The 22,515-nt window shown below is 61.4% G+C and carries 19 protein-coding genes and 2 pseudogenes; 12 read left to right on the top strand and 9 right to left on the bottom strand.

Annotated features, from left to right (window positions below; genetic code table 11):
- The first annotated feature begins 88 nt into the window (after window positions 1–88).
- Together ACP694_RS08370 and ACP694_RS08365 are read left to right on the top strand one after the other, a co-directional pair.
- Complete coding sequence (locus ACP694_RS08370; protein ID WP_426011667.1) at window positions 89–904, top strand: sulfite exporter TauE/SafE family protein; 816 nt, start codon at window positions 89–91, stop codon at window positions 902–904.
- A gap of 215 nt (window positions 905–1,119) precedes the next feature.
- A complete protein-coding gene (locus ACP694_RS08365) occupies window positions 1,120–1,710 on the top strand; it encodes a hypothetical protein (protein ID WP_426011666.1) in 591 nt (196 codons plus the stop codon).
- 220 nt (window positions 1,711–1,930) lie between these two features.
- Here the strand turns inward: ACP694_RS08365 and ACP694_RS08360 are convergent, their stop codons facing one another.
- Window positions 1,931–2,191 (bottom strand): alpha/beta fold hydrolase, encoded by a 261-nt coding sequence (locus tag ACP694_RS08360; RefSeq protein ID WP_426011665.1) that lies wholly within the window; start codon window positions 2,189–2,191, stop codon window positions 1,931–1,933.
- 714 nt (window positions 2,192–2,905) lie between these two features.
- Between ACP694_RS08360 and ACP694_RS08355 the strand changes: the two are divergent.
- From ACP694_RS08355 to ACP694_RS08345, 3 genes and pseudogenes are all read left to right on the top strand, one after another.
- Window positions 2,906–4,459 (top strand): annotated as a pseudogene (locus ACP694_RS08355) (sugar phosphate nucleotidyltransferase); the annotation flags it as partial.
- Entirely contained in the window at window positions 4,455–5,555 is a 1,101-nt protein-coding gene (locus tag ACP694_RS08350) for an AGE family epimerase/isomerase (RefSeq protein WP_426011837.1), read from the top strand. The pseudogene ACP694_RS08355 and the gene ACP694_RS08350, both read left to right, overlap by 5 nt.
- A gap of 27 nt (window positions 5,556–5,582) precedes the next feature.
- Window positions 5,583–6,263 (top strand): sugar transferase, encoded by a 681-nt coding sequence (locus tag ACP694_RS08345; RefSeq protein WP_426011664.1) that lies wholly within the window; start codon window positions 5,583–5,585, stop codon window positions 6,261–6,263.
- Between the two features lie 387 nt (window positions 6,264–6,650).
- Here the strand turns inward: ACP694_RS08345 and ACP694_RS08340 are convergent, their stop codons facing one another.
- Window positions 6,651–6,968, bottom strand: a complete 318-nt coding sequence (locus ACP694_RS08340; RefSeq protein ID WP_426011663.1) for a hypothetical protein — start codon at window positions 6,966–6,968, stop codon at window positions 6,651–6,653.
- Between the two features lie 277 nt (window positions 6,969–7,245).
- On the opposite strand from ACP694_RS08340, the gene ACP694_RS08335 reads away from it, so the two are divergent.
- Window positions 7,246–7,563 (top strand): hypothetical protein, encoded by a 318-nt coding sequence (locus tag ACP694_RS08335; protein ID WP_426011662.1) that lies wholly within the window; start codon window positions 7,246–7,248, stop codon window positions 7,561–7,563.
- 160 nt (window positions 7,564–7,723) lie between these two features.
- Here ACP694_RS08335 and ACP694_RS08330 read toward each other — a convergent pair whose 3' ends face one another.
- The 4 genes and pseudogenes from ACP694_RS08330 to ACP694_RS08315 all read right to left on the bottom strand — a co-directional run.
- Window positions 7,724–9,025: a UDP-glucose dehydrogenase family protein gene (locus tag ACP694_RS08330; RefSeq protein WP_426011661.1), complete on the bottom strand. Its 1,302-nt coding sequence runs from the start codon at window positions 9,023–9,025 to the stop codon at window positions 7,724–7,726.
- Between the two features lie 308 nt (window positions 9,026–9,333).
- A complete protein-coding gene (locus ACP694_RS08325) occupies window positions 9,334–9,540 on the bottom strand; it encodes a transposase (RefSeq protein WP_426011836.1) in 207 nt (68 codons plus the stop codon).
- A gap of 41 nt (window positions 9,541–9,581) precedes the next feature.
- The gene (locus tag ACP694_RS08320; protein ID WP_426011835.1) at window positions 9,582–9,704 is read right to left on the bottom strand and encodes a hypothetical protein; all 123 of its coding nucleotides are present in this window, start codon (window positions 9,702–9,704) and stop codon (window positions 9,582–9,584) included.
- Between the two features lie 122 nt (window positions 9,705–9,826).
- Window positions 9,827–10,096: pseudogene (locus ACP694_RS08315) on the bottom strand (transposase); the annotation flags it as partial.
- 577 nt (window positions 10,097–10,673) lie between these two features.
- Here ACP694_RS08315 and ACP694_RS08310 point away from each other — a divergent pair.
- On the top strand, window positions 10,674–11,597 hold the full coding sequence (locus ACP694_RS08310; protein WP_426011660.1) for a glycosyltransferase family 2 protein: 924 nt from the start codon (window positions 10,674–10,676) through the stop codon (window positions 11,595–11,597).
- Window positions 11,598–11,679: 82 nt separating this feature from the next.
- Window positions 11,680–12,660: a UDP-glucuronic acid decarboxylase family protein gene (locus tag ACP694_RS08305; protein ID WP_426011659.1), complete on the top strand. Its 981-nt coding sequence runs from the start codon at window positions 11,680–11,682 to the stop codon at window positions 12,658–12,660.
- 3 nt (window positions 12,661–12,663) lie between these two features.
- Here the strand turns inward: ACP694_RS08305 and ACP694_RS08300 are convergent, their stop codons facing one another.
- The 3 genes from ACP694_RS08300 to ACP694_RS08290 all read right to left on the bottom strand — a co-directional run bounded on the left by ACP694_RS08300 (window position 12,664) and on the right by ACP694_RS08290 (window position 16,455).
- Window positions 12,664–13,641, bottom strand: coding sequence for an acyltransferase family protein (locus ACP694_RS08300; protein WP_426011658.1), 978 nt, complete (start codon window positions 13,639–13,641; stop codon window positions 12,664–12,666).
- A 136-nt stretch (window positions 13,642–13,777) separates the two neighbouring features.
- Entirely contained in the window at window positions 13,778–14,602 is an 825-nt protein-coding gene (locus ACP694_RS08295) for a cell wall hydrolase (RefSeq protein WP_426011657.1), read from the bottom strand.
- Window positions 14,603–15,483: 881 nt separating this feature from the next.
- On the bottom strand, window positions 15,484–16,455 hold the full coding sequence (locus ACP694_RS08290) for an NAD-dependent epimerase/dehydratase family protein (protein ID WP_426011656.1): 972 nt from the start codon (window positions 16,453–16,455) through the stop codon (window positions 15,484–15,486).
- 373 nt (window positions 16,456–16,828) lie between these two features.
- Here ACP694_RS08290 and ACP694_RS08285 point away from each other — a divergent pair, with 373 nt between their 5' ends.
- The 4 genes from ACP694_RS08285 to ACP694_RS08270 all read left to right on the top strand — a co-directional run bounded on the left by ACP694_RS08285 (window position 16,829) and on the right by ACP694_RS08270 (window position 22,509).
- Window positions 16,829–18,169, top strand: coding sequence for a hypothetical protein (locus tag ACP694_RS08285; protein WP_426011655.1), 1,341 nt, complete (start codon window positions 16,829–16,831; stop codon window positions 18,167–18,169).
- 207 nt (window positions 18,170–18,376) lie between these two features.
- Entirely contained in the window at window positions 18,377–19,867 is a 1,491-nt protein-coding gene (locus tag ACP694_RS08280) for a hypothetical protein (RefSeq protein WP_426011654.1), read from the top strand.
- Window positions 19,864–21,255 carry a hypothetical protein gene (locus ACP694_RS08275; protein WP_426011653.1) on the top strand — a complete coding sequence of 464 codons (1,392 nt, stop codon included), beginning with the start codon at window positions 19,864–19,866 and terminating at the stop codon, window positions 21,253–21,255. The genes ACP694_RS08280 and ACP694_RS08275 overlap by 4 nt, the downstream gene beginning before the upstream one ends.
- A 123-nt stretch (window positions 21,256–21,378) precedes the next feature.
- Window positions 21,379–22,509 (top strand): acyltransferase family protein, encoded by a 1,131-nt coding sequence (locus tag ACP694_RS08270; RefSeq protein WP_426011652.1) that lies wholly within the window; start codon window positions 21,379–21,381, stop codon window positions 22,507–22,509.
- The last annotated feature ends 6 nt before the right edge of the window (window positions 22,510–22,515 follow it).

Here is a 22,515-nt window from a genome sequence, read left to right as displayed (position 1 = left end):
GCGCGGGAAAGCGGACACAGCGACAGATTGAGAGGGCGGTGGGCCGACATCGGTTGCTGCGCCGTGGATTCGCGATGATCGTGGGGCAATGATAGACGTTCACGATCACGACAGCACACGAAAGCCCAATAGCCTGATGGGTTTCGGGACCGGCGCCGGTGTCGGTGCGTTGGGCGGGCTTATCGGACTGGGTGGGGCAGAGTTTCGCCTGCCGCTTCTGATCGGCCTTTTCCGCTTTGGCCCTCTGGAGGCCGTTGTGCTGAACAAGGCCCTTAGTCTGGTGGTCGTGACCTCAGCGCTCCTATTTAGAACGCGAATTATTCCGGTGGCGATCGTCGCGGACCATTGGACCATCGTCGCGAACCTCTTGGCCGGAAGTCTGGCCGGGGCTTGGCTCGGCGCGGGGTGGGCGACAAAATTGCGGTCCCACACTCTCTACCGCGTAATCGCGGCAATGCTTGTCGGGATCGCGTTGGTATTGCTCCTGGCCCATGACACCAAATCGGTCGGCCATCCCATCGTGACCGGTTGGATCCAAATGGGGGCTGGGGTCGTCGCGGGCTTTGGCATTGGCGTCGTCGCCGCCCTTCTGGGTGTTGGCGGCGGAGAGTTGCTGATACCGACCTTGGTGCTTGTGTTTGGGCTGGACATCAAACTCGCCGGTAGCCTGTCTCTGGCGGTCAGCCTGCCCACCATGATCGTGGGCTTCACGCGCTACGGCCGCGACAGCAGCTTCGCGGTCATCGGTCGGTACGGCCGTTTCGTGGTCGTCATGGCGATGGGTTCGATCGTCGGCGCATTCATTGGCGGGATGCTATTGGGCATCATTCCATCAGCAGTCCTGCTCCCGGCGCTTAGTTCGATCTTGCTGATCTCTGCCGTGAAAGTCTGGCGTCACAACTAGAACTTAGATCCGCAAGAGGTCGTTCATCGCCTTTGAGGCGTCGGCTCCATGTCATGTTTCTGGCGCGGTGCTTGGGTCCGGTTATGGCGCCGCCCAGCCAGCCATCTGACCTCAGGATCGGAGAGGTCGAGTGGCGAACGGCCTTCGATGCGCTGCTATTGAGAAGCGTTGGACCGGTTCAATAGCCCCTCGATTTCCCGCACGATGATCTAGGGATGGGAATTGAAGACGTCGTGGTCGGCGCGGTCCATCTTCAGGACGCGAGCGGCCGGATGCGCGGCGCGATAGCGAGCGATCTGCTCGCGGAGCCACTTCAGTTGCGACGCCTCGTCGGCGAGCTCGGCGAGCTCGGCGGGTATCGGGGCGGGCGCGGCACCGGGTATGGAGAAGACGGCGAGGATTGGAATTCCGGTGATGGCGGGGAATTTCTCCATGTTGTGGCGAGTCATTGGCTTCGAAAGCGGCGCGGGCGGGGCGGCTGCCAATCCTTTCGACAGCCGCCGACGCCGCTCGGCCGCAGCCTGGACGTCCGTCGCCAGGTCAGCCAGATCCTTGGTCAGAACTTCGTCGTAGATGCGGGCGGCGTCCTCCTTGGTCCCGAACCGCGCCGCCTGCAGCTTGTCGCGCAGATCCGCGAGGTCGATCTCGATGTTGGAGGCGTCGGGCGTGGCGTTGCCCTGCGCGTAGAATGCATAGGCGCAGGCCGCGTCGGATATGCCAGGGCTGAGACCCTGTCCGGAAAGTGCCGAGCGACGCCGCCGATCTCCGCGCCGCCGAACGACCAGCCGGCCAGCGCCGCCTTCTGAATCCTTAGCCCATCTAGGACCTCGACGACGTCACGAGTCGGGCGGGCCAGCGGCTAGCTGCCGGGATCCAGGGGCGGCGTGTCCGACTGACCGAGCGCTCGCCGGGTGAAGGCGAAGACCCGGTGATGAGCGGCTAGAGCATTTTTCGAGCGAAGTGGTTTCGATTCGCGTGAAGAAAAATGCGTCAAAACAGAAGATTAGAGCTCACGGCCCTACGCAGTCAGGTCGGGAAATGCACTAGGCGCGGCGCGAATTGATCGAAGGCGTGGGCGGTCATGCCGCCGCCGGAGACCAGCAGGATGGGCGGACCCTGGCCGCCATCGTCGAGCACCTCCAGTCGCACGCCGTCGCTGGTCGTGATGAAGGTCGTGTTGGGCGTGAAAGGGGCGGCTTTCTGCCGGGCTGGCTGAACGGTTGCATCAGCGGCCGAAGACAGGGCGACGCCCATAAGGGCGACTGCGACCAACACGATGCAACGCAAGTCCAGGCTCTTTCGGCTTTTCCAGCGCTATCCAGCGGTGCTGCAGATGAAACATGACGTTCACTGCAAGCCAAGGTCGTATGTGGCAGCAGGGCTTCTGAAGTTCTTGGATGGGGTCGGGTCTCGCCACTGGCACCGTCGACGAACGTCCGGAGTCTGGAGCGACGCCAATGTCCGCTCCTAGCCCTGAGTTAAAGCGACCTTCACAGCTTCACGGAGTCTGAAGTGTGAGAAATCTCGAATTTGTGCCGCAGCGTGCTGCCAAATATCGTTCGCCGTTCCCTGCGGCGGCGGATTTCGTCCGACTTTTAACCCTAATCGGTCGGTGGAAGCGGACGCTAGCGCAGATGCCAAAAATCCGGCTGTTAGGCCGGATTTCGCTCTAAAGCCAGAGCTGGCTCCGCGGGTATTAGCCTGCCGGAGATTTCAGGCGTTTGCAGGATTTTTCCAACAGGCCAAGAAAGTTCCACTCTTACAGACCGCTGCCAAGCATTTTGTCGTGCAGCGCCTTTCATCGCGTTTCTCCGAGTTTTTGTCTTCTGGATGGGAAGCTGGATGGGAAGAGCGGCAGGGGGATGGGAAAAATCCGCGTTTCGGAGTCGAACCTAAACACTTTTGTGGGTGGGAAGCCTCAAGCACCGGCGATAGGAGCCATATCGCGCCTGACCTGCAGCGACGGTAATCGACCCCAGGACCATCTCCGCCCAAAGACGTGTGCGGACTTCACCACAGTGCAGCTCTTTGCAAGACGATCCGCCCTGCGTGGCTTCAGCGCGACGGGTGACCCGCATCGCGGCCCTGGCCGGGGACGACGGCAAGATCGTGATCATCGCAGGCGTCTCACACCAGGACGCGATCGAGACCCAGCTTTCAGAACTCGCCGTCGATGCGCGACTTTTGCTGGAACCAGAAGCGCGTCAATCTGCGGCTGCCATGGCCGCCGCAGCTCTATGGGTCCAGCAACGCGATCCCGATGGGATCATCGTTTTCGTCGCATCCGATCACTATGTGCCCTACCCGGCTGCATTCCGGAAAGCTGTGACCGAAGCCGCGAACGCCGCCGCCCAAGGTCGCATCGTGACGCTCGGCGTGAAGCCGACCGAGCCGTCTTCCACCTATGGGTACATCAAGCCGGAAGGGATCGGCTTGACCGCTGTCGTCTCCTTCCATGAGAAACCCCAACCGGACGCCGCTCGCGCCTTCATCGAAGCCGGCTATCTCTGGAACAGCGGCAATTTCATCGTTTCGGCCAAGACTTTGATCGAGGAACTCGCCGCGCATGCGCCGACCGTTCTGGCAGCGGCGAAATCCGCGGTCGCGCCGGCGTCTGACATGAGCAGCTTGCAAATCCTCGGTGAGGGCTTCCGCAGCGTGCCGAAGATTTCGATCGACTATGCCGTGATGGAACCGACGAAACGGGCGTCGGTGCTCGAGGTCGATTTCGCCTGGTCGGACTTCGGAGCCGGGGACGCGATCGCCGCCAGTGGCGGGGGCGGCGTCGGCGTGCACATCTTCGAAGACGCCGAACGTATCCTGGCTCGGGCGCCCGATGGCAAGCTGATCGCCGCCCTGGGGGTCAGCGACCTGGCCATTATCGTCGAGGACGACGCCGTTCTGGTCTGCGGCCTTTCGCGCTCGCAAGAGGTAAAACGGCTGGTGGAGCGGATGTACACGATCTCGCCGCAACACCTGGATTTCCAAAAATCCGCCTCGGAAACCCTGGACGCGAGCGCCCGACGTTTCGCGGACTGGCTCAAGTTTCGCGCGCTGCCCGTCTGGTCGACCCTCGGCTTCGGCGAGGACGGTGGCTTCAACGAGTCCTTAACGCCGGACGGACAGGCCACCGCCGGCTCGCGGCGCGCCCGGGTCCAGACGCGCCAGATCTTCGTCTACGCCCAGGCCGGAGCCTTGGGCTGGAAGGGGCCGTGGAGAAAGATCATCGCCGCCGCGCTCGACCGTTTGCGCGCCGCCTATCTGAGGCCAGACGGGGCGACGCGCGTTTCGCTCGGCTCCAACTGGGCGCCGATTGACGAAACGGCCATGCTCTAGGATCAGGCCTTCGTTTTGTTCGCGCTGGCCGCCGCCAGACAGGCGGACATAGATGACGCCAAACTGGAGAACGACGCCGTCAAGCTGCGCAAACAACTGTTGGCCGCCGCCCTGCCGAATGGCGCCATGCGCGAGGCCAGCGAACACCCTTTCCAGTCGAACGCGCACATGCATCTGTTCGAGGCCAGGCTGGCTTGGGAAGCCTTGAACGACGATCCAGTCTGGGGCGCGACGGCCGACCGGATCGCCGGTCTGGCCATGGACGTCTTCATCGACCCCGAAAGGCGGATTCCTGCGCGAATTCTTCAACGACGACTGGACCCCCGCCGCCGGCGAGGACGGGACGTTGTTCGAACCCGGCCGCCAGTTCGAATGGGCCTGGTTGCTCGCCCGCTACGGCCTATTGCGCCAAGACGATCGTGCCCTTGCGGCTGCCCGGGCTCTCTACGCCAATGGCCGCAAGGGCATCGGCCCGCGCCCGCCCGTCGCACTCGACGCAATGAACGACGACATGACCATCCGCAGTCCGCGCGCCCGTCTCTGGCCACAGACCGAATGGCTGAAGTCATCGCTGATCCTGGCCAAGATTTCGGCCGGCGGAGAGCGGCACCTTTATCTGGAGGACGCTGCGACCGCCCTGCGCGCCTTACGGCTATACCTGACCGACGACGGCCTGTGGCGTGACAAGCGGTTCCCGAACGGGACCTTTCTCGACGAGCCCGCGCCCGCCAGTTCTTTCTACCATATCATCGCCGCCTTCGATCCGCTCAGCCGAACCTTCAAAGCGCTCGACCTCGGCGATGGGCGCAAACTGACGCTAGGCTCAGACTGGCGACGAAAGGAGCCGGCCGGCGTGCAGGCTGGCGACGCATGCGCACAGCCGGCCCAGCCATCCAACGGCCCGACGACCGCAGGCGCCGCCCGGGGGCGACGCCGGCGCGGATCCATCCGCGATATCGCTTTGCGCCCCGATGATCCGGCCCTGATCGGCGCGTCGTACGACAGCCGCAGCGTCAGACCCAGGCTTTGGAAGCGCGCCCCCCGTGTCGCGTCGACCGTGTCGCGCCCCGCGTGTCGCGTCGACCGCTTCGGCGCCGCCAAGGCCCGCGCCGCCATGGCCGGGCGGTCCACTGCCGCTCGGCGGTCACTCGCCCCCGAGCGTCCTGGAACCGGTGCGCTGCCGCGCGAGGCCGGATCCCAAGGCGTCTCTCCGCGCCCGACATCGCACGGATTATGTTGGTTTTTCCCTCCCGAAGAGAGTCCCCTTGCCGAGCGCTCTTGGATTAGGCTTAAATTTCTGGTAACCAAGAAGTAGACCTTCATCTGAGACGAGACATGACGCATGTTTGACAGCGGAGCGGAATATTTGCGGCTCTTCGCCGGGCCTGCGGTCAAGCGTCCAGAGTTGCGGGATACAGCCCGCAGCAACTGGTGCTCGATTGTCCTCAAGCGCCTGTTCGACATGGGTTGCGCCCTGGCGGCGCTGATCGTTCTGGCTCCGGCTCTGTTCGCTATCGCCATCGCCATCGCTTTCGAGTCGCCCGGTCCGGTGCTGTTCCTCCAGCGCCGCACGGGCCAGGGCGGCAAGGTGTTCCGGATCATGAAATTCCGAACCATGACGGTGACCGAGGACGGCGACGTCATCAAACACGCCAGCAAGAACGACAAACGCGTCACCCGCGTCGGCGGCTTCCTTAGGGAAACCAGCCTTGATGAGTTGCCGCAACTGTTCAACATCTTGCTCGGAGACATGTCGGTGGTGGGGCCACGTCCCCACGCGCTGGCCCACGACACCCACTACGGCGCGCTGCTGCCGAAATACGTCGATCGGTTCGCTGTTCGCCCCGGTCTGACCGGCTTCGCCCAGGTCCAGGGGCTGCGCGGAGAAATCCACGATCTTGACTGTATGGCCCGCCGGATAGAGGCCGACGTCCACTATGCCGCCAGTTGGTCCTTCCGCAGCGATCTGCTGCTGATCCTGCGCACCTTCCCGATGCTTTGGAAGCGCGTCAACGCCTACTGAGGCGAACCCGCGTCGGGCCGAGGTCTGTCGCGAGGCCGATCATCATGCGGTTGAAGCTCGCGCCTGGGCGTCGTGAGCTTCCCACCGTCATTGTAAAGGGCTGGGCTCTTCTCGCCGCTCCGGTCAGCCCCAGGCGGCTCGTTGGCGTTCCCGATCCCGGGGCGCGCAGTTACGGCGTTCAGACCAGTTGGGGGCCGGGGCCGAGGTGGCGGGGCAGGGGCCCGGAACCGGCGTCAAAGCCTGCCTTTCCCGACGCGTGGCGACCGAAGTGGCGTCGCGTGGGGTGCGGAGCTGCGCTGCGCAATGGGCCAGGGCCTCGGTCATGCGCGCTTCGACGGTCTGGGCCGGATGCCCAGATGATCGGCGATCGCATCGTTGCTCAGGCCGCTAAAGCGGCTGAGCACGAAGACGTCCCGAAGCTTTCTGCGGCATCCCGAGGACGATGTTCTTCAGGACGAGCGTCTCGACCTGGCCTGCGGCTTCCGCTCCGGGCTGGGTTCCAAGATTGAAGATGTCCAGTTCTGCCCGTCGCAGGATCTGCCGGTTGCCTGTCAGGAAAAGGTTGCGGGCGACCTGCAGCAGGAACGCCTTGGGTTTCAGGATCTGCACAGGCTCGACCTGGCGCAGGAGGCGCAGATAGGTTTCCTGCGCCAGATATTCGGCGAGATCGGCCCGTAACGCCGACGAAGCGATCGCAGTAGCCACGCGCCATGGGTGTTGATTATCGCTTCCAGCTCACCCCCGTTCGAGGGTGCCGGGGATGGGCTCGCGTGTCGGCCGTCTGAGGCCAAGGTTTCGCCTCCGATGAAAGGCCGCCCGGGCGATGGCTCCGGGTTCCGAGAACGGGTCGAGGCGGGCAAGAGGGGGCACGGGCCGCAACGCACAGGAAAACCGCGCATCGCGCCGCCTGGGTCGCTTTGGCTCATTCGAGGTTCTCACGCCTCGACGTCCCTCCGCGACGCCCGACCATGATCTTCTGGACATGGCCGTCTCGCCGCCACGGCTGGGCGCCGCCGCCTCTGCCGGCCTTGGCCACTTCGAACTCCGCGAGCAGGATCGACCGAACACGCGCGAGCTCGGCCTGCTGCTTTTCCGGAAGATGTTCGAGAGCGGTTTTCACAGCCCGGAGTCTGACGGAATTGGAGCCTATGGGGGAGGCCAATCGCTGCGAGCGCTCTCGATACAATCCGGCAAAATCCGCGATCCTGAGGCTGGGCAGATCTTGCCTTCAGATGATGGCCATAATCCATCAACTCGCCCTGTCAATCGTTACAAACGGGCCGCCGCCCCGGTCAAGTGATGCGGGCGTTTTGGGAAGGCAACCGCGCGACCGAACTAGAGGCTGCGATAGGCTCAGTTGCTCTAGGAGTTAGGAGAACCCGCCCCGCACTTTTCTTCAGGACGCGCGCTGGGGAGACGTTGTCGTAGTCAATCTAAAGCTCGCGCGAGCTGCTAAGTCGTCACGCGCGACCGATGCTGGAGTAGAGAAAGCCTGCAGCGCGGGCCTCGGCGGGTTTGTAGATGTTGCGGAGGTCGATCAACACCGGTTGGTTCATCCGGTTTTTGATCTGCGCCAAATCGAGCGCGCGGAACTGGTCCCATTCGGTCAGCAGCACGAGGGCGTCGGCGCCCTGTGCGACCTCATAGGGACCATCGACGAGTTCGAGGTCGGTGAACAGGTGAGCGGCTTCCCTCATGCCCTCGGGGTCGAAGGCCTTGACCTTGGCGCCCATGGCCTGAAGCGCCGGGATGATGTCTAGGCTGGGGCTGTCGCGCATGTCGTCGGTGTTGGGCTTGAACGTCAGCCCCAGGATGCCGATGGTCTTGCCAGTCAAGTCGCCGATCACGGCCTCGACGCGCTTGGCCATGACCTTCTTGCGCGCGTCGTTGACCTCGACGGTGGTCTCGATCAGCCGTACCGGCGCGCCGTATTGCTGGGCTGTGCGGACCAGGGCGATCGTGTCCTTCGGGAAGCAGGAGCCGCCGTAACCCGGGCCGGCATGCAGGAATTTCGAGCCGATCCGACCGTCCAGTCCGATGCCCTTGGCGACCTGCTGGACGTCCGCACCGACCTTCTCGCACAGGTCGGCCATCTCGTTGATGAAGGTGATCTTCATGGCGAGGAAGGCGTTGCCGGCGTATTTGATCAGTTCGGACGTGCGGCGAGCCGTGTAGACGACCGGAAAGTCGCTGAGGCTCAGCGGCCGGTACAGTTCGCCCATGACCGCGCGGGCTCTGGGGTCTTCGGTGCCGATGACGACACGGTCCGGACGCTTGAAGTCTTCGATCGCCGCGCCTTCACGCAGGAACTCCGGGTTGGAGACGACGGCGAACTCGCCATCGGGCCGCACCCGCCTCATGATCGCCTCGACTTCGTCACCCGTGCCGACCGGCACGGTGGATTTGGTGACCACGACCGTAAAGCCGTCGATCAGGCTGGCGATCTCCTCGGCGGCGGCATAGACGTAGGACAGGTCAGCGTGGCCGTCGCCGCGTCGCGTGGGGGTGCCCACGGCGATAAAGACGACTTCGGCGTCTCGGATCGCTTCAGCCCCGTCCAAGGTAAACGACAGGCGTCCCGCCTTGACGTTCTTGGCGACGAGATCGTCCAGACCGGGCTCGAAGATCGGTATTTCGCCCCGTTCCAGCCGCTCGATCTTGGACGGATCCTTGTCGACACAGGTCACCACGTGCCCGAAGTCCGCAAAGCAAGCGCCGCTCACAAGGCCCACGTAGCCTGTCCCGATCATCGTAACGCGCATGATGGTGTTCCCCTTGGATGGCCTCTGTCTAGCCAGTCGCATGTTGCGCTGCAATGCGTAGATCGAGGCCAGGAATGAGGGCCAAGTCATTTGGTCGAAAGAGGCAGCACTCTGTCTTTCGCAAACGCTGCTATTCGTCCAGGCTGCGGCGGCCAACCCGGCATCCGAATACGCCTCGGAATCAAGCGTGACGTTGGAGCCAGGCATCTCGGATGCCAGATCTCTGCATGATTTGAGATCACGACATTGCGTGAAAGCTCGAGCGTCGAAAGGTCTGAGAGTCTGACTCATAATGTTTCTGATTGTGATCAGAGTGTTGCGAGCCTTCGGGTCATGAGTTGGACCGAAGCCATGAAGAGCCATGCGGTTGAGCTTGCGAGAGTGGCCTCGAAATCCTTGGCCAGGCGTCGGTTTCGGCCGAGCCAGGCGAAGGTGCGCTCCACCAACCAGCGGCGGGCAGCAGCACGAAGGTGCATTTGGCGGTGTCGGATCGCTTGATGATCTCGATCTCCCAGTCGCCGCGTCCGACCATGGCGTGTCGCAGCTTGTCGCCAGCCTAGCCGCCGTCGGCGAAGACGTGGCGCAGCCAGGGGAAGCTGGCGCGGATCGAGGTCAGGACGTCAGGCGCGCCGTCACGGTCCTGGATATCGGCTGTGTGGACCAGGGCCGTGACCAGCAAGCCGCCGGTGTCGGTGAGGATGTGACGCTTGCGGCCCTTGATCTTCTTGCCCGCGTTCCCCCGGTCCAGCCTCCGGCTGGCCGAGGACAGGCTCCCCCAACAGGCCCGCCGCTTTCGGTGGTCTTGACGCTCTGGCTGTCGACCACCCCGGCGCTGGGCGAGGCCTGGCGTCCCACCGTCTCGCGGCAATCCATCAGCAACAGATGATTGAGGGTCTGCCAGAGCCCCTTGTCGCGCCAGGCGTAGAAATAGCGCCGAACCGTCGTCACCGGCGGGAAGTCCCCCGGCAGCATCCGCCACGGCAGACCGCCGCGCAAAACATAGAGCAGCGCGTTGGTGATCGTCCGCAACGACCACTTCGCCGGACGACCCAGGCGAGACCGCGCCGCGATCAGCGGCTCCAGAACCGCCCATTCCTGGTCCGTTAGATCGCTTGAATACCGCAGGCCCTTTCAAGCACGCTTGCCCCAGGTGATCTCAGTCCACATTTCGTTTTCCGTTGATCACTCGCACCTCCAACAGAATCACAAGGGCCTGAAATCACCCAACTTCATTTCGGGTCAGCCTCTAAGCAGGTGGCTCCTTTAGTTTTCCGCCGTCGCAAGCTGTGGCTTTCGATGAGCATGGAAACAGACTATGTCTCTGAGTATGTTTGTCGCGCGGCTGCGAAGCTCCTCGATGGCTCGGCCAGAAAGAGATGTCCGGGCCGATCCCTAGCCCGCCAGGTTGAGCCAGACGGGTGCTTCTCGATCGGGGGCGTTAACCTGACAACGTCGCCGGATGCCGATACGGGTTTTACTGAAATCGGTGGCTTGATACCGAAAAGGTATCGCAACGTTGTCGGCTTTCCTTAACCGCTCGTGGATTACGAAAGATGACGGGGACAGCGAGAACACATCTCGATTGTGTCGATTGACCCCGGGCCAGCGATCCGCCATCGATCGATCTTAGGATGCGCCGGAGAAATCAATGCCGCAGGTGAGTGTTGTCATCCCCACCTTTGGGCGTCCTGAGCTGGTCAGCCGGGCGGTGCGCGGCGCCTTGGGCCAAGTGGGAGTCGAGGTTGAGGTGATCGTCGTCATTGACGGTGACGATCCCGCGACCTGCGCGGCGCTCGCAGCCATCGACGACGAGCGGCTGCGGGTCATCAGCCATGAGGGCAAGCGCGGCGCCGGCCAGGCGCGCGATACGGGAGCGGACGCTGCAACCGCCGACTGGGTCGCCTTCCTCGATGACGACGACGACTGGATGCCAACCAAGCTGGCCGCGCAGCTAGCCGCCGCGCCGGAAGGGCCGGCGATCATCATGACCCTTTCGGACGCCGTCAGCTCCTACGGAACCTTCGTGCGTCCGAGCCTTCCCTACGCCGAGGATATGCCCGTCGATGAATGGCTGTTTGGGCGCCACAGCTGGACGCGCGGCGGCGAGAGCTTCCTTCAAACGTCTTCCCTGATGATGCCACGCAGCCTGTTTGCCCTAGCCCGTTTCACCGACACCAAACAACACGAGGAGTGGGAGCTTGTGATTCGTGCGGTCAAGCAGCACGGCTATCGGCTGATCACCGTATGCGAGCCTCTGGTGACCTATTACGTGCCGGAAAAGCGCGCCTCCCTGAGCCGGACCTATACTTGGCGGAACTCTATTGAGTGGGCCATGGGCATGCGCGAGGTCTTGAGCCGAAAAGCCTTTAGCGGCTTCTGTCTGACCGTCGTCGCCCAGATGGCGGCCAGCAACGGCGCCAACGAAGCCTTCCGGCCCCTGCTTCGGGCGGCCTGGACCTACGGTGCCCCGACCCCTCGACAGCTATTCGCCTTTGGCTTCTTCCGCCTTGCTCCGGAGAGCTTCCGGCGCCAGCTGAGAGCGCTCATGCAGGCCCAACCCAGGTCCGCCTAAGCTTGACGAGCCCAGCTTCATTATCGGCTTGTCAATCCCTCTGTCCTATGACGGCGCTCGACGTTCCCCGATCCGGACCCGAATGATGCTCGCCTTGAACCAGCCCTCCTCCGGAAAACGCGTACTGGTCACCGGCGGCGCCGGTTTTCTGGGGTCTCATCTCTGCGACCTGTTGATCAGGGAGGGACACGAGGTCCTCTGCGTCGACAACTTCTTCACCGGATCGCGGACCAACGTCGCCCATCTGTTGTCTCATCCGCGGTTCGAACTGCTCCGCCACGACGTGACGTTTCCGCTGTTTGTCGAGGTAGACGAAATCTACAATCTCGCCTGTCCGGCCTCGCCAGTGCACTATCAGCATGATCCGGTTCAGACGACCAAGACCAGCGTGATCGGGGCGATCAACATGTTGGGACTGGCCAAGCGCCTCAAGATCAAGGTCTTCCAGTCGTCGACATCCGAGGTGTATGGCGACCCGAGCGTGCATCCCCAAACCGAGGATTATTGGGGTCACGTCAATCCCATCGGCCCGCGCTCTTGCTATGACGAGGGCAAGCGCTGTGCCGAGACCCTGTTTTTCGATTACCACCGACAGCACCGCCTGCGCATCAAGGTCGCGCGGATCTTCAACACATACGGTCCCCGGATGCGGGCCGACGACGGGCGGGTGGTCTCCAACTTCATCGTTCAGGCTTTGCAGGGACACGACATCACCATTTTCGGCGATGGCAGCCAGACACGTTCGTTTTGCTATGTCGACGATCTGATCGGCGGATTCTACAAGTTCATGAACACGGGTGACGAAGTCACAGGGCCGCTGAACCTGGGCAATCCGGTGGAAATGACCATGATCGAGCTGGCGAGCGAGGTGCTGGCGATCACCGGATCGAAATCGAAGATCCGGTTTGAACCCCTGCCGCAGGATGATCCGAAACAACGGCTGCCCGACATTTCCCAGGCGCGCGCTTTGCTGGACGATTGGCAGCCCAAGGTACAGCTGCGCGAGGGTCTGACCGAGACCATTCGCTATTTCGAAGCCCAACTCGGCGGCAAGGCCGCCTGAGCGTCAGGCCACCACGACCGCGCGTTGCGCCGCGCGGCGTCGGCTAAAGAAGTCCGCCGTCGGTTTCTCTATCGCGGCATAGACGAGGACCCCCGTCAGTATAGCCCCGCCTATGAACAGGGCCACGCGAAGGAGCGGGGGAGCGCCCTGCAGCGGAGCCTTGGCCAGTTCCATGAAGATGGGATGAGACAGGTAGAGCGAATAGGAGATGTCGCCGAGCCTGCCGAGGGGCGCGACGGCGGTGAGGCGCCAGACGGGTTCAGCCAGCAGGGCGCCCAGCACGATCAGAACGGCAGGCGGGCCGAAAATGAGGGTCGGGGGCAAGCCCGGAGCCATAAGGTGCACCAAGACCAGCATCGCCAACCCTGCGGTCATCAGCGCCAGCCCGCCCACGCTCGATCGCGGCAGTCCCCGCTCGGCCAACAGGCCGAGCAGCATGCCGGCGACGAACTCCAGCCATTTGACGCTGGTCAGGGCGACCATGATCGGTCCTGTGGCATGCAGGACCTTGAGGCCGATCAGGCCGACCAGCGCCGCCGCGACGGCTAGCAGCCTCCAGGAGCGTGGAAGCAGCAGGGCCGCTCCGAAGATGAGATAGAACAGCATTTCGTAGTTGAGCGACCACCCGACCTGCAAGAAGGGTCCGGGTTCACCTGTCAGGCTATTGGTGTAGGGGATGAACAGCAAGGTCTGAATGAATTCCCAAACCGAAACGAACTGGCCCCGCGACGCCAGCAACAGGGCGAAGACGCTCAGCAGGACATAGTAGAGCGGCACGATCCGGGCGATCCGTCGCTTCCAGAAGGCGATCGGAGTTTGGCCGGGGGCTCGGGACGCCACCCACATCACAAAGCCGCTGATGACGAAGAACAGGTCGACACCGCCCATGCCGAGTATCGGCCACTGGTCGGTGGTTACATCGCCATGCACGAAAATGAAGGCGTGATAGACGACCACCGCCAGAGCGGCGACGCCTCGCATGCATTGTACGGAGTTTAGCCATCCCATAGCTCTGCGTTACAGGCTCCGCGAAACCCGGTAAAGGCTGGTGGGTCCTTGTCGGATACGCCTTGTGTACTGCATCGTGCAGCGGCGCTTGTTTGCGTGAGGAGGCGAATTAGTTCTGCGGCGCCGGGATGCGTCGGGATCGCGCCGGGGTGGCTGGGGTGGCGGAGAGCGGATCCGCCAGCGCTTGGGGAGCGCGGGGCGTGACAGCGGCCGCCCGGACCTGAGGCGCGGCCGGGCTGATGTCGATTTCGATAGCTTTTGCGCTGGTCTGTAGCACGACCCGGGGCGCGGCGGCAGGCACGGGCGCGACGGAATCCAGTGGCGGCAAGTCAGGCAAGACAAAAGTGGATTCGAGATCGACGGCCCGGAGCGCGAAGCTGCTCAGCGCCGCAATCCGGCTCTCTACCGGTTCGATCAAGGCGTACCTGCCACTAAAGGCGGACGACAGGCCCCAGGCGCCCGGCCAGCGATAGAAGATGTGGGCTCCGATCTGCCCGATCTTCACGAGGCGTGGAGCCCAGTAGGGCACGACGAAATCCGCATGATAGTGAGTCGCCATCCCGACACCCGTGGCGACGCCGCCGTTCAAGGCCGCACCGGCGACGGCCCGGGCCCGGGTCCAGCCCAACGCCGACGGCGTTCGCGCCAAAGAGCCGTCGCATGTGAAGGTGAATTGGCAGCCCGTCGTCTGCTCCGATCCTTGGAACACCACACCACAAACCGTCTTTGGATAGGCCGGGTGTCGCATGCGGTTCAGGACGACCTGAGCGACAGCCGCCTGGCCTTGTGGCGTTTCCGATCCCGCTTCGTAGTAGACCGCAGCGGTCATGCAATCGAGCGCGCGGCCATAGGATTCGACGTCAGCGACCGGAGCGATGAACGGCCGCGCGGGCTGAATGGGCAGCTTCGACGGCGGCATCGCCGCATTCGCCATCCGCGCCTCCTCGGGTGTCAAGGGCTGTACGTCCTCTGGGGATAACGTAAAGCTTTCAGGCGCAAGGCGGGGCAGGGGCAACCTGGCCTGCGCCAAACCCGCAGCTGGCCGGGCTGCCGGACGTCCGGGCCCCGTCGCAAGCGGATACAGCAGCCCAACGGCCGTCGCCACGGCAAGCGCCAGCGCGGCCCAAACCGTGGGCCACAGAATTTTCTTAGGCATTCATCGATCCCGGTTTCCAGACTGCTCAATGTCGAACGAGAACGGATTGATAGTACAAACAGCTGTCTCTTAGGAGCGTATCGAGAGCAACGCCTAAGAATTGTTGGCCCCAACAAGTGAGCGGGGAGTCAGATGATGACGCTAGTCAATGACGCCGGTTCCAACGTCAAAAATGCCCGTTGCGATGACCAGAACTGGATACGTCAGGCTGTTTCACGAGCCAGTTTGCGGATTTTGGCCACGCCGCCACCCGTATCGACAAGGGTTCGTCAAAGATCGAGCGTCTTTTAAAGGGCGGGATTTGATCATCGAGTCTGGCCTAGAGCAACTTGTTGGATCGACGTCAACGATTAACGCCTGCTCTTGACGCTTGAGGGCACCGACGCTGTCGTTTTCGTCACCAAATAAGACGTGTTCCGCGCCCTCGACTTCGACCAGATCAATTTGCTGCCAAGATGCAGACTTTCGGATCTGCGCGACGTCTATCTGGAGGATGGGCACGCAAGGCAAAACCCAATTCTACATCGGTCCCGCCTGGTTATCTGATAACCTGATCGTAAATGGCGGCGCCTTTTGGTCTCACGATCATCCTGACCCGTTGCCGAACCACCTATAAGGCTCAGCTGGAACTCATCTTCCCTATCCCGAGAACTGAGTAATTAATTGAGGCCGTTCCAGCTTCTCCACCAGTCGACGAAGCGCGGCAGGCCGTCGTCCAGCGCTACCTTGGGGTCGTATCCCGTCAGGGCGCGAAGTTTGGAGACGTCGGCATAGGTGGCGGTGACGTCGCCGGGCTGCATGGGCCGCATGATCTTGACCGCCTCGCGACCGAGCGCCGTCTCGAGAATCCGGATCATCTCCATCAGACCCACGGGCTTGGAGTCGCCGATGTTGAAGACTTCGTGGGCGCCGTGGGCCGGAGGGTTGTCGAGCACCCCGACGACCCCATCAACGATGTCGTCGATGTAGGTGAAGTCGCGCGCCATGCGGCCTTCGCCGTAGACCTCGATCGGCTCGCCGCGCATGATCTTCTCGGTGAACCCGAAATAGGCCATGTCCGGCCGGCCCATCGGTCCATAGACGGTGAAGAAGCGCAGACCGGACTGGGGAAAGCCGTACAGCGCGGCATAGCTCTGGCTCAGCAGTTCGCACGATCGCTTGGTCGCCGCGTAGAGCGACACCGGCGAGACGGTCGGATCGTCCTCGCGAAAGCCCTGACCGTCCAGCGGCCGGTCGCCATAGACCGAACTCGACGAGGCATAGACGAGATGCTCGACCCCGGCGTGGCGACAGGCCTCCAGGATCGACAGGTGGCCCTTGAGGTTTGAATGCTCATAGGCGAACGGATGTTCGATCGAATAGCGCACCCCGGCTTGGGCGGCCAAGTGGACGACGCGTTCGGAGCCCGTCGCCTTGACCAGATTCAGCATGGCCTTTTCGTCGGCGATGTCGGCCCGCTCCATGCGGAAGGCGGGATAGGAGGCCAGCCGCTCGGCCCGGGCCGCCTTCAGCGCGGGGTCATAATAGGCGTTGAACACATCCACGCCGATGACGGTTTCGCCTCGCTGAAGAAGGCGTTCGGCCACGTGCATGCCGATAAAGCCGGCGGCGCCGGTGACGATGACGGTCATCAGGTGATTCCGGAAAATAGAGTACGTTATGAGAGGAAGGCATGAGCCTGACCGCCAGCGTTCACATCCAAAAGTGAGGCGGCGGCCAGGAAGGCTTAATCCCTGCACGGTCATGATGCAACGCCGCTACGGCCTTAGGTTCGATCGACCGTCGTCTGCCGTTCGTCAAAAATCATTCGTGCGATCGAGCAAGACGAGAACGAAAAGACCGGGTAGAAACTCCATTAGGCACTGATAATACTTACCGGTGGTGAGGACCGAGATCGCGCCACGCGTATAGACGACGACCGGCTTGCCGTTTCGAAAGTATAATATTCAAAAACCAGCGTTTAAGGGTCGTTCCTTGATACACATGTCCCGGAGAGCCACTGGATTGGCGGCGTTTGCCATTGCTTCGGGATCAGCGGCGGCGGGGCTCTTTCTGCCGCAGCAATCCGGGCGCTCCGGCGGTGCCCAGGAAGCGGACGCGACGCCGGATAAGGGGATCGATCCGCATGCATTCGGCATGCATCTGGTCGGTGTCACGGGGTGGGATCAGGACGGTACGACGCCCTTGAACACGCCGCGTCACACCTTCGGCTGCCGGTCTCTTCGCATCTGGGACTGCGGCGTGCCCTGGTGGCGAATTGAGTCGTCGAGGGGGCGGTATGACTGGTCTCGTCTCAATGCCGAAATGCGGATTTGGACCGTCGGTTATGACGACATCATCTACTGCCTTGGCCAAACGCCGAACTGGGCGTCGGGGGAGATGGAGACCTCGGGATGGACCCGACCGGCCCCGCCCCGTATTATCGCGGACGCCGCGAACTTCGTGACCGCGCTGCTTGAGCGATACCCGCAAATCACCGCGGTCGAATGCTGGAACGAGCCCGAGAACAGACATTTCTACACGGGCAGTATTCAAGATCTCGTTGATCTCACATTAGCCCAATCAGCCGCAGCGCGCTCTGTTCGGCCGGGGGTCAAGGTTCTGAGCGCCTGTCCTCAATCCTTTGGTGATCGGGGGAGCTATCTCCGGGCCTATCTTCGCGTGCTGTTCAAGGCGAATCCTCGATCGATCGACGTGGTCTCCGTGCACACCTACGTCATGCCCCGGCAGCCTGAGGCCATCTATGAACTCGTCCGGGGCTTGCGCGAGATCATTGTCGCGGAAGGGTTCGGACACCTCCCGATGTGGTCGACGGAATTTGGCTGGGGGGGAGTTCCGGGGGCTCCGAGAGCAGGGGGGTTCGTGGACTGGCGATCGGGCAGCAATGTTTTCGAGCCGTTTCGCGTCATGGACCAGTGCCAAGCCCAGGCTCTGCAGCGGCAATATTTCTACGCGGCGGACAAGAAGTTCAGCGCCATAAGACTCCTAGACTTCAACAGCAATAACAAGGTTTTGCCTCCCGGTGCGGCGCTCACCTACCTGTCCGGGCTGCTGGCGGGCGGGGCGATCGGCGCCTTGGACCGGGCTGGGCCTGTATTCCGCGTGCCGATCAGAACCGCCCAGGGACGCGAGGGTCAGGCGCTGTGGTGCGCGGACGGTAACTCTTCGAGAGTGGAGCTCGGGTGGGCGTCGGAGATTCGCAGCGTGACCGGGTTCGACGCGGGGGCAGCACGGCCACACGGACGATCACGGACACGCCGCTTATCGCGTTGGCGTGGGCAGTTTCCAATACGATCCAGATTGATCATGAGGACGCGAGCCTGGAGTCGTGATCGATGCGGGTGAAATGCTTACGCAAAACCCGGCCTTATTCAGCTATGCGATATAGTTCTCCTATAAATCGAGACTGAGATCTGACACCGCGTGTTCATCCGAACATGATTTCGGATTCCACGAACCCTTTGGAAGCGGACGCCGCGATGTTTGATGCGATTTAGAAACAAAATACTTCATAAACCCGTTCGTGGCGTCGTGGCGCGAGTCCCACGGGAAATGACCGAGGTCGGGACGGCCGGCCAGCGGCGCGGCGGGCGGCTGATCAAGATCGCCATGCCTGCGGCGGCGTTGCTGGCCACTGCCGCCGGCCTGATCCTCAGCCTGCTGGCTCCCCACTTCCTGCCGAGTTCGGAATATGTCGAGTTCAGCCTGCTGTTCGGCTACGGACAGCTGGCGGCGACCCTTCTATTCGAATGGAGCCGTCAGGCCGGCCTCCGATACGCCTACGGCCGCGACAATGATCTAGCCGATCGGCGGCGGCGGACATTGGTCGTCTTCTACGCCGTCGCCGTCATGGTGCTGGCGACGGGGGGCGCGCTGATCCTGTGCCTGCCTGCAGCCTCGACGCCGTTCAAACTGGGAGCGATCATCGCCCTCTATGCAGCGGCCCAGGGCGTATTCGATGCGCGACAGGCCTTCGCCCGCGCTGCTGGCGACGATAGCCGATTCACGGTCTCCTTGCTCAGCCGCGCGATCCTCAGCCTGGCCATGTTCGCGGCTGTGGCCCTGGTGACACGCGACGGGATCTTGGCCACTCTGGCCCTTGCCGGATCTTATGCCGCTGCGACCGTGGTCACCAGCTTACGACAGCCTTGGGGCAATCCCTTTGGCCGGATAGCCCCGGATCAACTAAAGTTCCTGCTCGCCTTCGGTTTGACCGGCGCGGCGGCGTCCATCGTGGCGATTTTGGCTCCGAACATCGTCCGGTCCGCCGCCGTGGTCAGCGTGGGAAAGGCGTCGGTCGGTGGCTTTCTGCTGGCGCTCGACCTCTCACAAAAAGGGCTCTCGGCCATTGGCATGGTGGCGTCACTTATTCTGGTTCAGAAGTTGAACAGGGCTGTAGAATTCGAGACGCATGAGAGTTTTGTTGCCCAAGGACGCATCCACATCTCCGCAGCGTTCGGGGTGTTGGCACCAGCCTTCATAGGCTTTGTCGCCGTTCAGGAGCAAATGGCGGCCGTCTTGGTGCCATCGACATTTCGGATCGAGTATCTGGCTTGGGTCATGCCGCTGACCTTAGCTTCATTTCTGATTTGCGTGCGAATTTACGTCGTAGATCCCTTTTTCTACGCTCATGGCCGATCCAAATTGGTTCTCACTGGCGCATTGATCAATATCGGAGTGCTGGGTGTAACGACTCTGGTCGCGACTACGGCATTTAAAATCAACCTCGTAGGTGTGGTCGGCATCTATGTGGCCAGCGCGGCCGCAGCCTTGGTGGTTTCGAGCGTCCTGTTGATCAGAGCCATCCGGCCAGTCTGGCCCTTGCGCGATCTCGCTGCCATCGTGGCAGGGTGTTTGGTCATGATGGCTGTCTCTCTTGTGCCAACAGAGTCGTCCTTGGTGGGCCTAGCGCTAAAAACGGCCCTTTGTGGAGGCTCCTATCTTATGGTTCTGTTTCTGTTGGATGGTTGCGGGCTCCAAACGATAAGTCGGTCGCTGGCTTCCAGTGTGTTGCGGCGCCCCCTTAGACCCGAGAACCGATGATGACAGCGACGAACAACCAACATCTCCCGCAGATTGATCGACACGTCGGGACACAGGGCCCGCGTCCGTCCGGCCTCTCGATTCGCTGGCAGACAGTTGCACAGATCCTGTGTGCTGGTTATATCGCGGCGCATTACATCGCTCTTTTGGTTCAAACGTCATACAAGTCTACGCTGCTGGACGAGCTTACTGCTCTCGCCATTCTGCCTTTGGCCTTGATGTTCGCCGTGTCGCGGCCCGGTCGTATCCCTGGCCTTCTCTTCCTCGTCTATTTGATCGTGTTGATCCTCGGGGGCTATCTGAGCCAGTATGGCGGCGTGCCTCAACCGCGCGCCGCGCTTGTCGCTGCCGTGCTCGACGCAAAGATTGCGATCTTCACTTTTGCACTGGCTTTTTTGATTGCCCGAAGCCCCGAACCCGAAAAGATCATTCGGGTCGCCGTCTACACCCTAGCCGTCTTCGCCGTGATCAATCTGCCCTTCGTATTTCTCGATTTGGCTCGGGGCTCCGACATTTACGGCGCGCACCTGACCATCAAGGGCGGCTTCCCGCAACCGCGCGCGTTGCTACACCACCACACCGAAGCTGCATGGCTCTATTGTCTCGCGGGCCTTGGCGCATTCACCTTGTTCCAGGAACGTCGGCAACAACTATTCCTTTGGCTGGCGCTCGCCTTTGGCGCCACCCTGCTCATAACCTTGTCGGTGAAGGAGATCGCCGCCTTCCTAATCGGCGTGGTGATCATCGCAGGCAGCGCCCATGGCGGTCGTCTGGGGAAAGCGGTTCTCGCCCTGTGCATCGTGGGAGGGGCCGCGGTCGTTCTCTACAGCACCAACATCGGCGACGCGATTCTCGGGCACGCTGGAATGTTTGTCGGTGAAAGTGCGATCCCTACGGTACGCGGCGCAATGACGGAGGTCGCTCCAGCTATAGCCAATGAGAATTTCCCCCTTGGGTCTGGCGGCGGCACATTTGGAAGCGCTCCGTCCTACCAGTACGGTTACAGCGACGTCTATTACAGGTACAACATATACAAATTGTACGGCGGAAGTCCCGAATACAGTAATTTTCTTCAGGACGTGTTCTGGCCCAAAATCATCGGCGAGGCCGGATGGATTGGTTTTGCAGCCTACGTCACGTTCATGGCCGTCCTAGTCCGGAGGCTGAACTCGCCCAAATTCTCTCACAACTCATCCACAGTCTATTATAGGAGACTTTCCCTTTCTATAGTTGTCGCCATACTGATTATATCTTCCGCGTCAGCACCATTCACTAACGAGTTGCTTCTATTTGCGGCCGCCCTAGGATTTGGCTATAGCGCACGCACTTTCATCGCCAGAAAACGCCGCATTCGCCACCTGGACAATCAGCAGGAACGGACGGATTAACGTCTTGAGCAGTTCTGGATTTGATACCGGGGGAACACAATTTGAGGACATTCTACCCATATTAAAAGTCTAACAAAAGCGCCTGAGCGAGTAGTTTTTGTAAACTCGGCTAAGGAGATTGTTTTGAGCGTCAGCGCCACTGCTTCCTCTCCATCAAAATTCAACATCATTCAGCTTCAAAGAATGATCGCGGCCATAACTGTCGTTGCTTGCCATTGCACTTTTTATACATCGGAGCGTTTGAACAACGATTTTAACATATACTCGGAGGGATCGAGGGGCGTTGCGTTGTTTTTTGTAATCAGCGGCTTTGTAATGATCATCTCCACCCAGAGACGATCCAGTAAAAACAACGAATGGCTGACCTTCATTTTAAGGCGCATGGCGCGAATAGCGCCGCTCTATTGGGTTATAACCACGGTTAAGGTTGTCGCCCTTATCGTTGCAGCGAACTATGTTCTTCACGCCGAGCTTGATATTCCATATATATTAAAGTCTTACTTATTCATACCGAGCTTAAATCTAGATGGAGAAATAAAGCCACTTCTTGGTGTAGGTTGGACGCTCGTCTACGAGATGTTGTTCTATATTGTGTTCTCGATCGCACTTTTGATACGACGCGACCCATTTATTGTATCAACTCTAGTCATGCTTAGTTTTGCGATTGCTTCCCTATTCAAAACTGATCAGTGGCCGGTGCTGGCATACTTTCTTGCCGATGGCATCGTGCTGGATTTCGTGTTTGGCATGGTTGTCGCTAAAATTGTTATTTCTGGTCGGAAAGCCGATCCGACCGTTATGATCTGCGTCTTGCTTCTCAGCTTGATCCTTCTTTTTGCGCCGCAAGGCGGCGTCACCCGGTTCTTGGAAGGAGTCGGCGTCGATACGGGCAGGGCAAGCCTGGCAGTGGGCATCCTGAGCGCGCTGATCATCTGGTCGTCGGCGGGTCTCGAAGATCGGCTTGGGAAATTCGTCCCTACGCCGGTGCTGTTCCTTGGCGCCGCGTCCTATTCTTTGTACCTCGTCCATCCGATGATCGGTCCAATCGTGCCGGAGGTCATGAATCGCCTGCTGCCGCCGTCTCAGACCGGGGCAGGTTGGTTTGCCGTCAGCAGCGCTACCGGCGTATTAGCGTCGGTTGGCGCCGCAGCTATTGTTTACATTTTATTTGAAAAGCCGGTGACCGGCCGACTGAACGAACAAATAAAGTCTCTGGCCGGTCGGCGGGGAAAACTCACGGCGCACGGTCAATAAACCGAC

The organism is Caulobacter sp. DWR2-3-1b2 (assembly GCF_049896345.1).
Lineage (GTDB): Bacteria > Pseudomonadota > Alphaproteobacteria > Caulobacterales > Caulobacteraceae > Caulobacter.
Note: the sequence above shows the minus strand (reverse complement) of the source record. Positions and strands in the feature narration are given on the sequence as shown.

Bases quoted from the DNA above. Each gene is read 5' to 3' on its own strand.
- ACP694_RS08295 (WP_426011657.1), bottom strand. From the start codon at position 14,602: ATGGCGAATGCGGCGATGCCGCCGTCGAAGCTGCCCATTCAGCCCGCG.
- ACP694_RS08335 (WP_426011662.1), top strand. From the start codon at position 7,246: ATGGCCGTCTCGCCGCCACGGCTGGGCGCCGCCGCCTCTGCCGGCCTT.
- ACP694_RS08290 (WP_426011656.1), bottom strand. From the start codon at position 16,455: ATGACCGTCATCGTCACCGGCGCCGCCGGCTTTATCGGCATGCACGTG.
- ACP694_RS08300 (WP_426011658.1), bottom strand. From the start codon at position 13,641: ATGCGAGGCGTCGCCGCTCTGGCGGTGGTCGTCTATCACGCCTTCATT.
- ACP694_RS08370 (WP_426011667.1), top strand. From the start codon at position 89: ATGATAGACGTTCACGATCACGACAGCACACGAAAGCCCAATAGCCTG.
- ACP694_RS08275 (WP_426011653.1), top strand. From the start codon at position 19,864: ATGATGACAGCGACGAACAACCAACATCTCCCGCAGATTGATCGACAC.
- ACP694_RS08305 (WP_426011659.1), top strand. From the start codon at position 11,680: ATGATGCTCGCCTTGAACCAGCCCTCCTCCGGAAAACGCGTACTGGTC.
- ACP694_RS08365 (WP_426011666.1), top strand. From the start codon at position 1,120: ATGGGAATTGAAGACGTCGTGGTCGGCGCGGTCCATCTTCAGGACGCG.
- ACP694_RS08280 (WP_426011654.1), top strand. From the start codon at position 18,377: ATGACCGAGGTCGGGACGGCCGGCCAGCGGCGCGGCGGGCGGCTGATC.
- ACP694_RS08310 (WP_426011660.1), top strand. From the start codon at position 10,674: ATGCCGCAGGTGAGTGTTGTCATCCCCACCTTTGGGCGTCCTGAGCTG.
- ACP694_RS08330 (WP_426011661.1), bottom strand. From the start codon at position 9,025: ATGCGCGTTACGATGATCGGGACAGGCTACGTGGGCCTTGTGAGCGGC.
- ACP694_RS08345 (WP_426011664.1), top strand. From the start codon at position 5,583: ATGTTTGACAGCGGAGCGGAATATTTGCGGCTCTTCGCCGGGCCTGCG.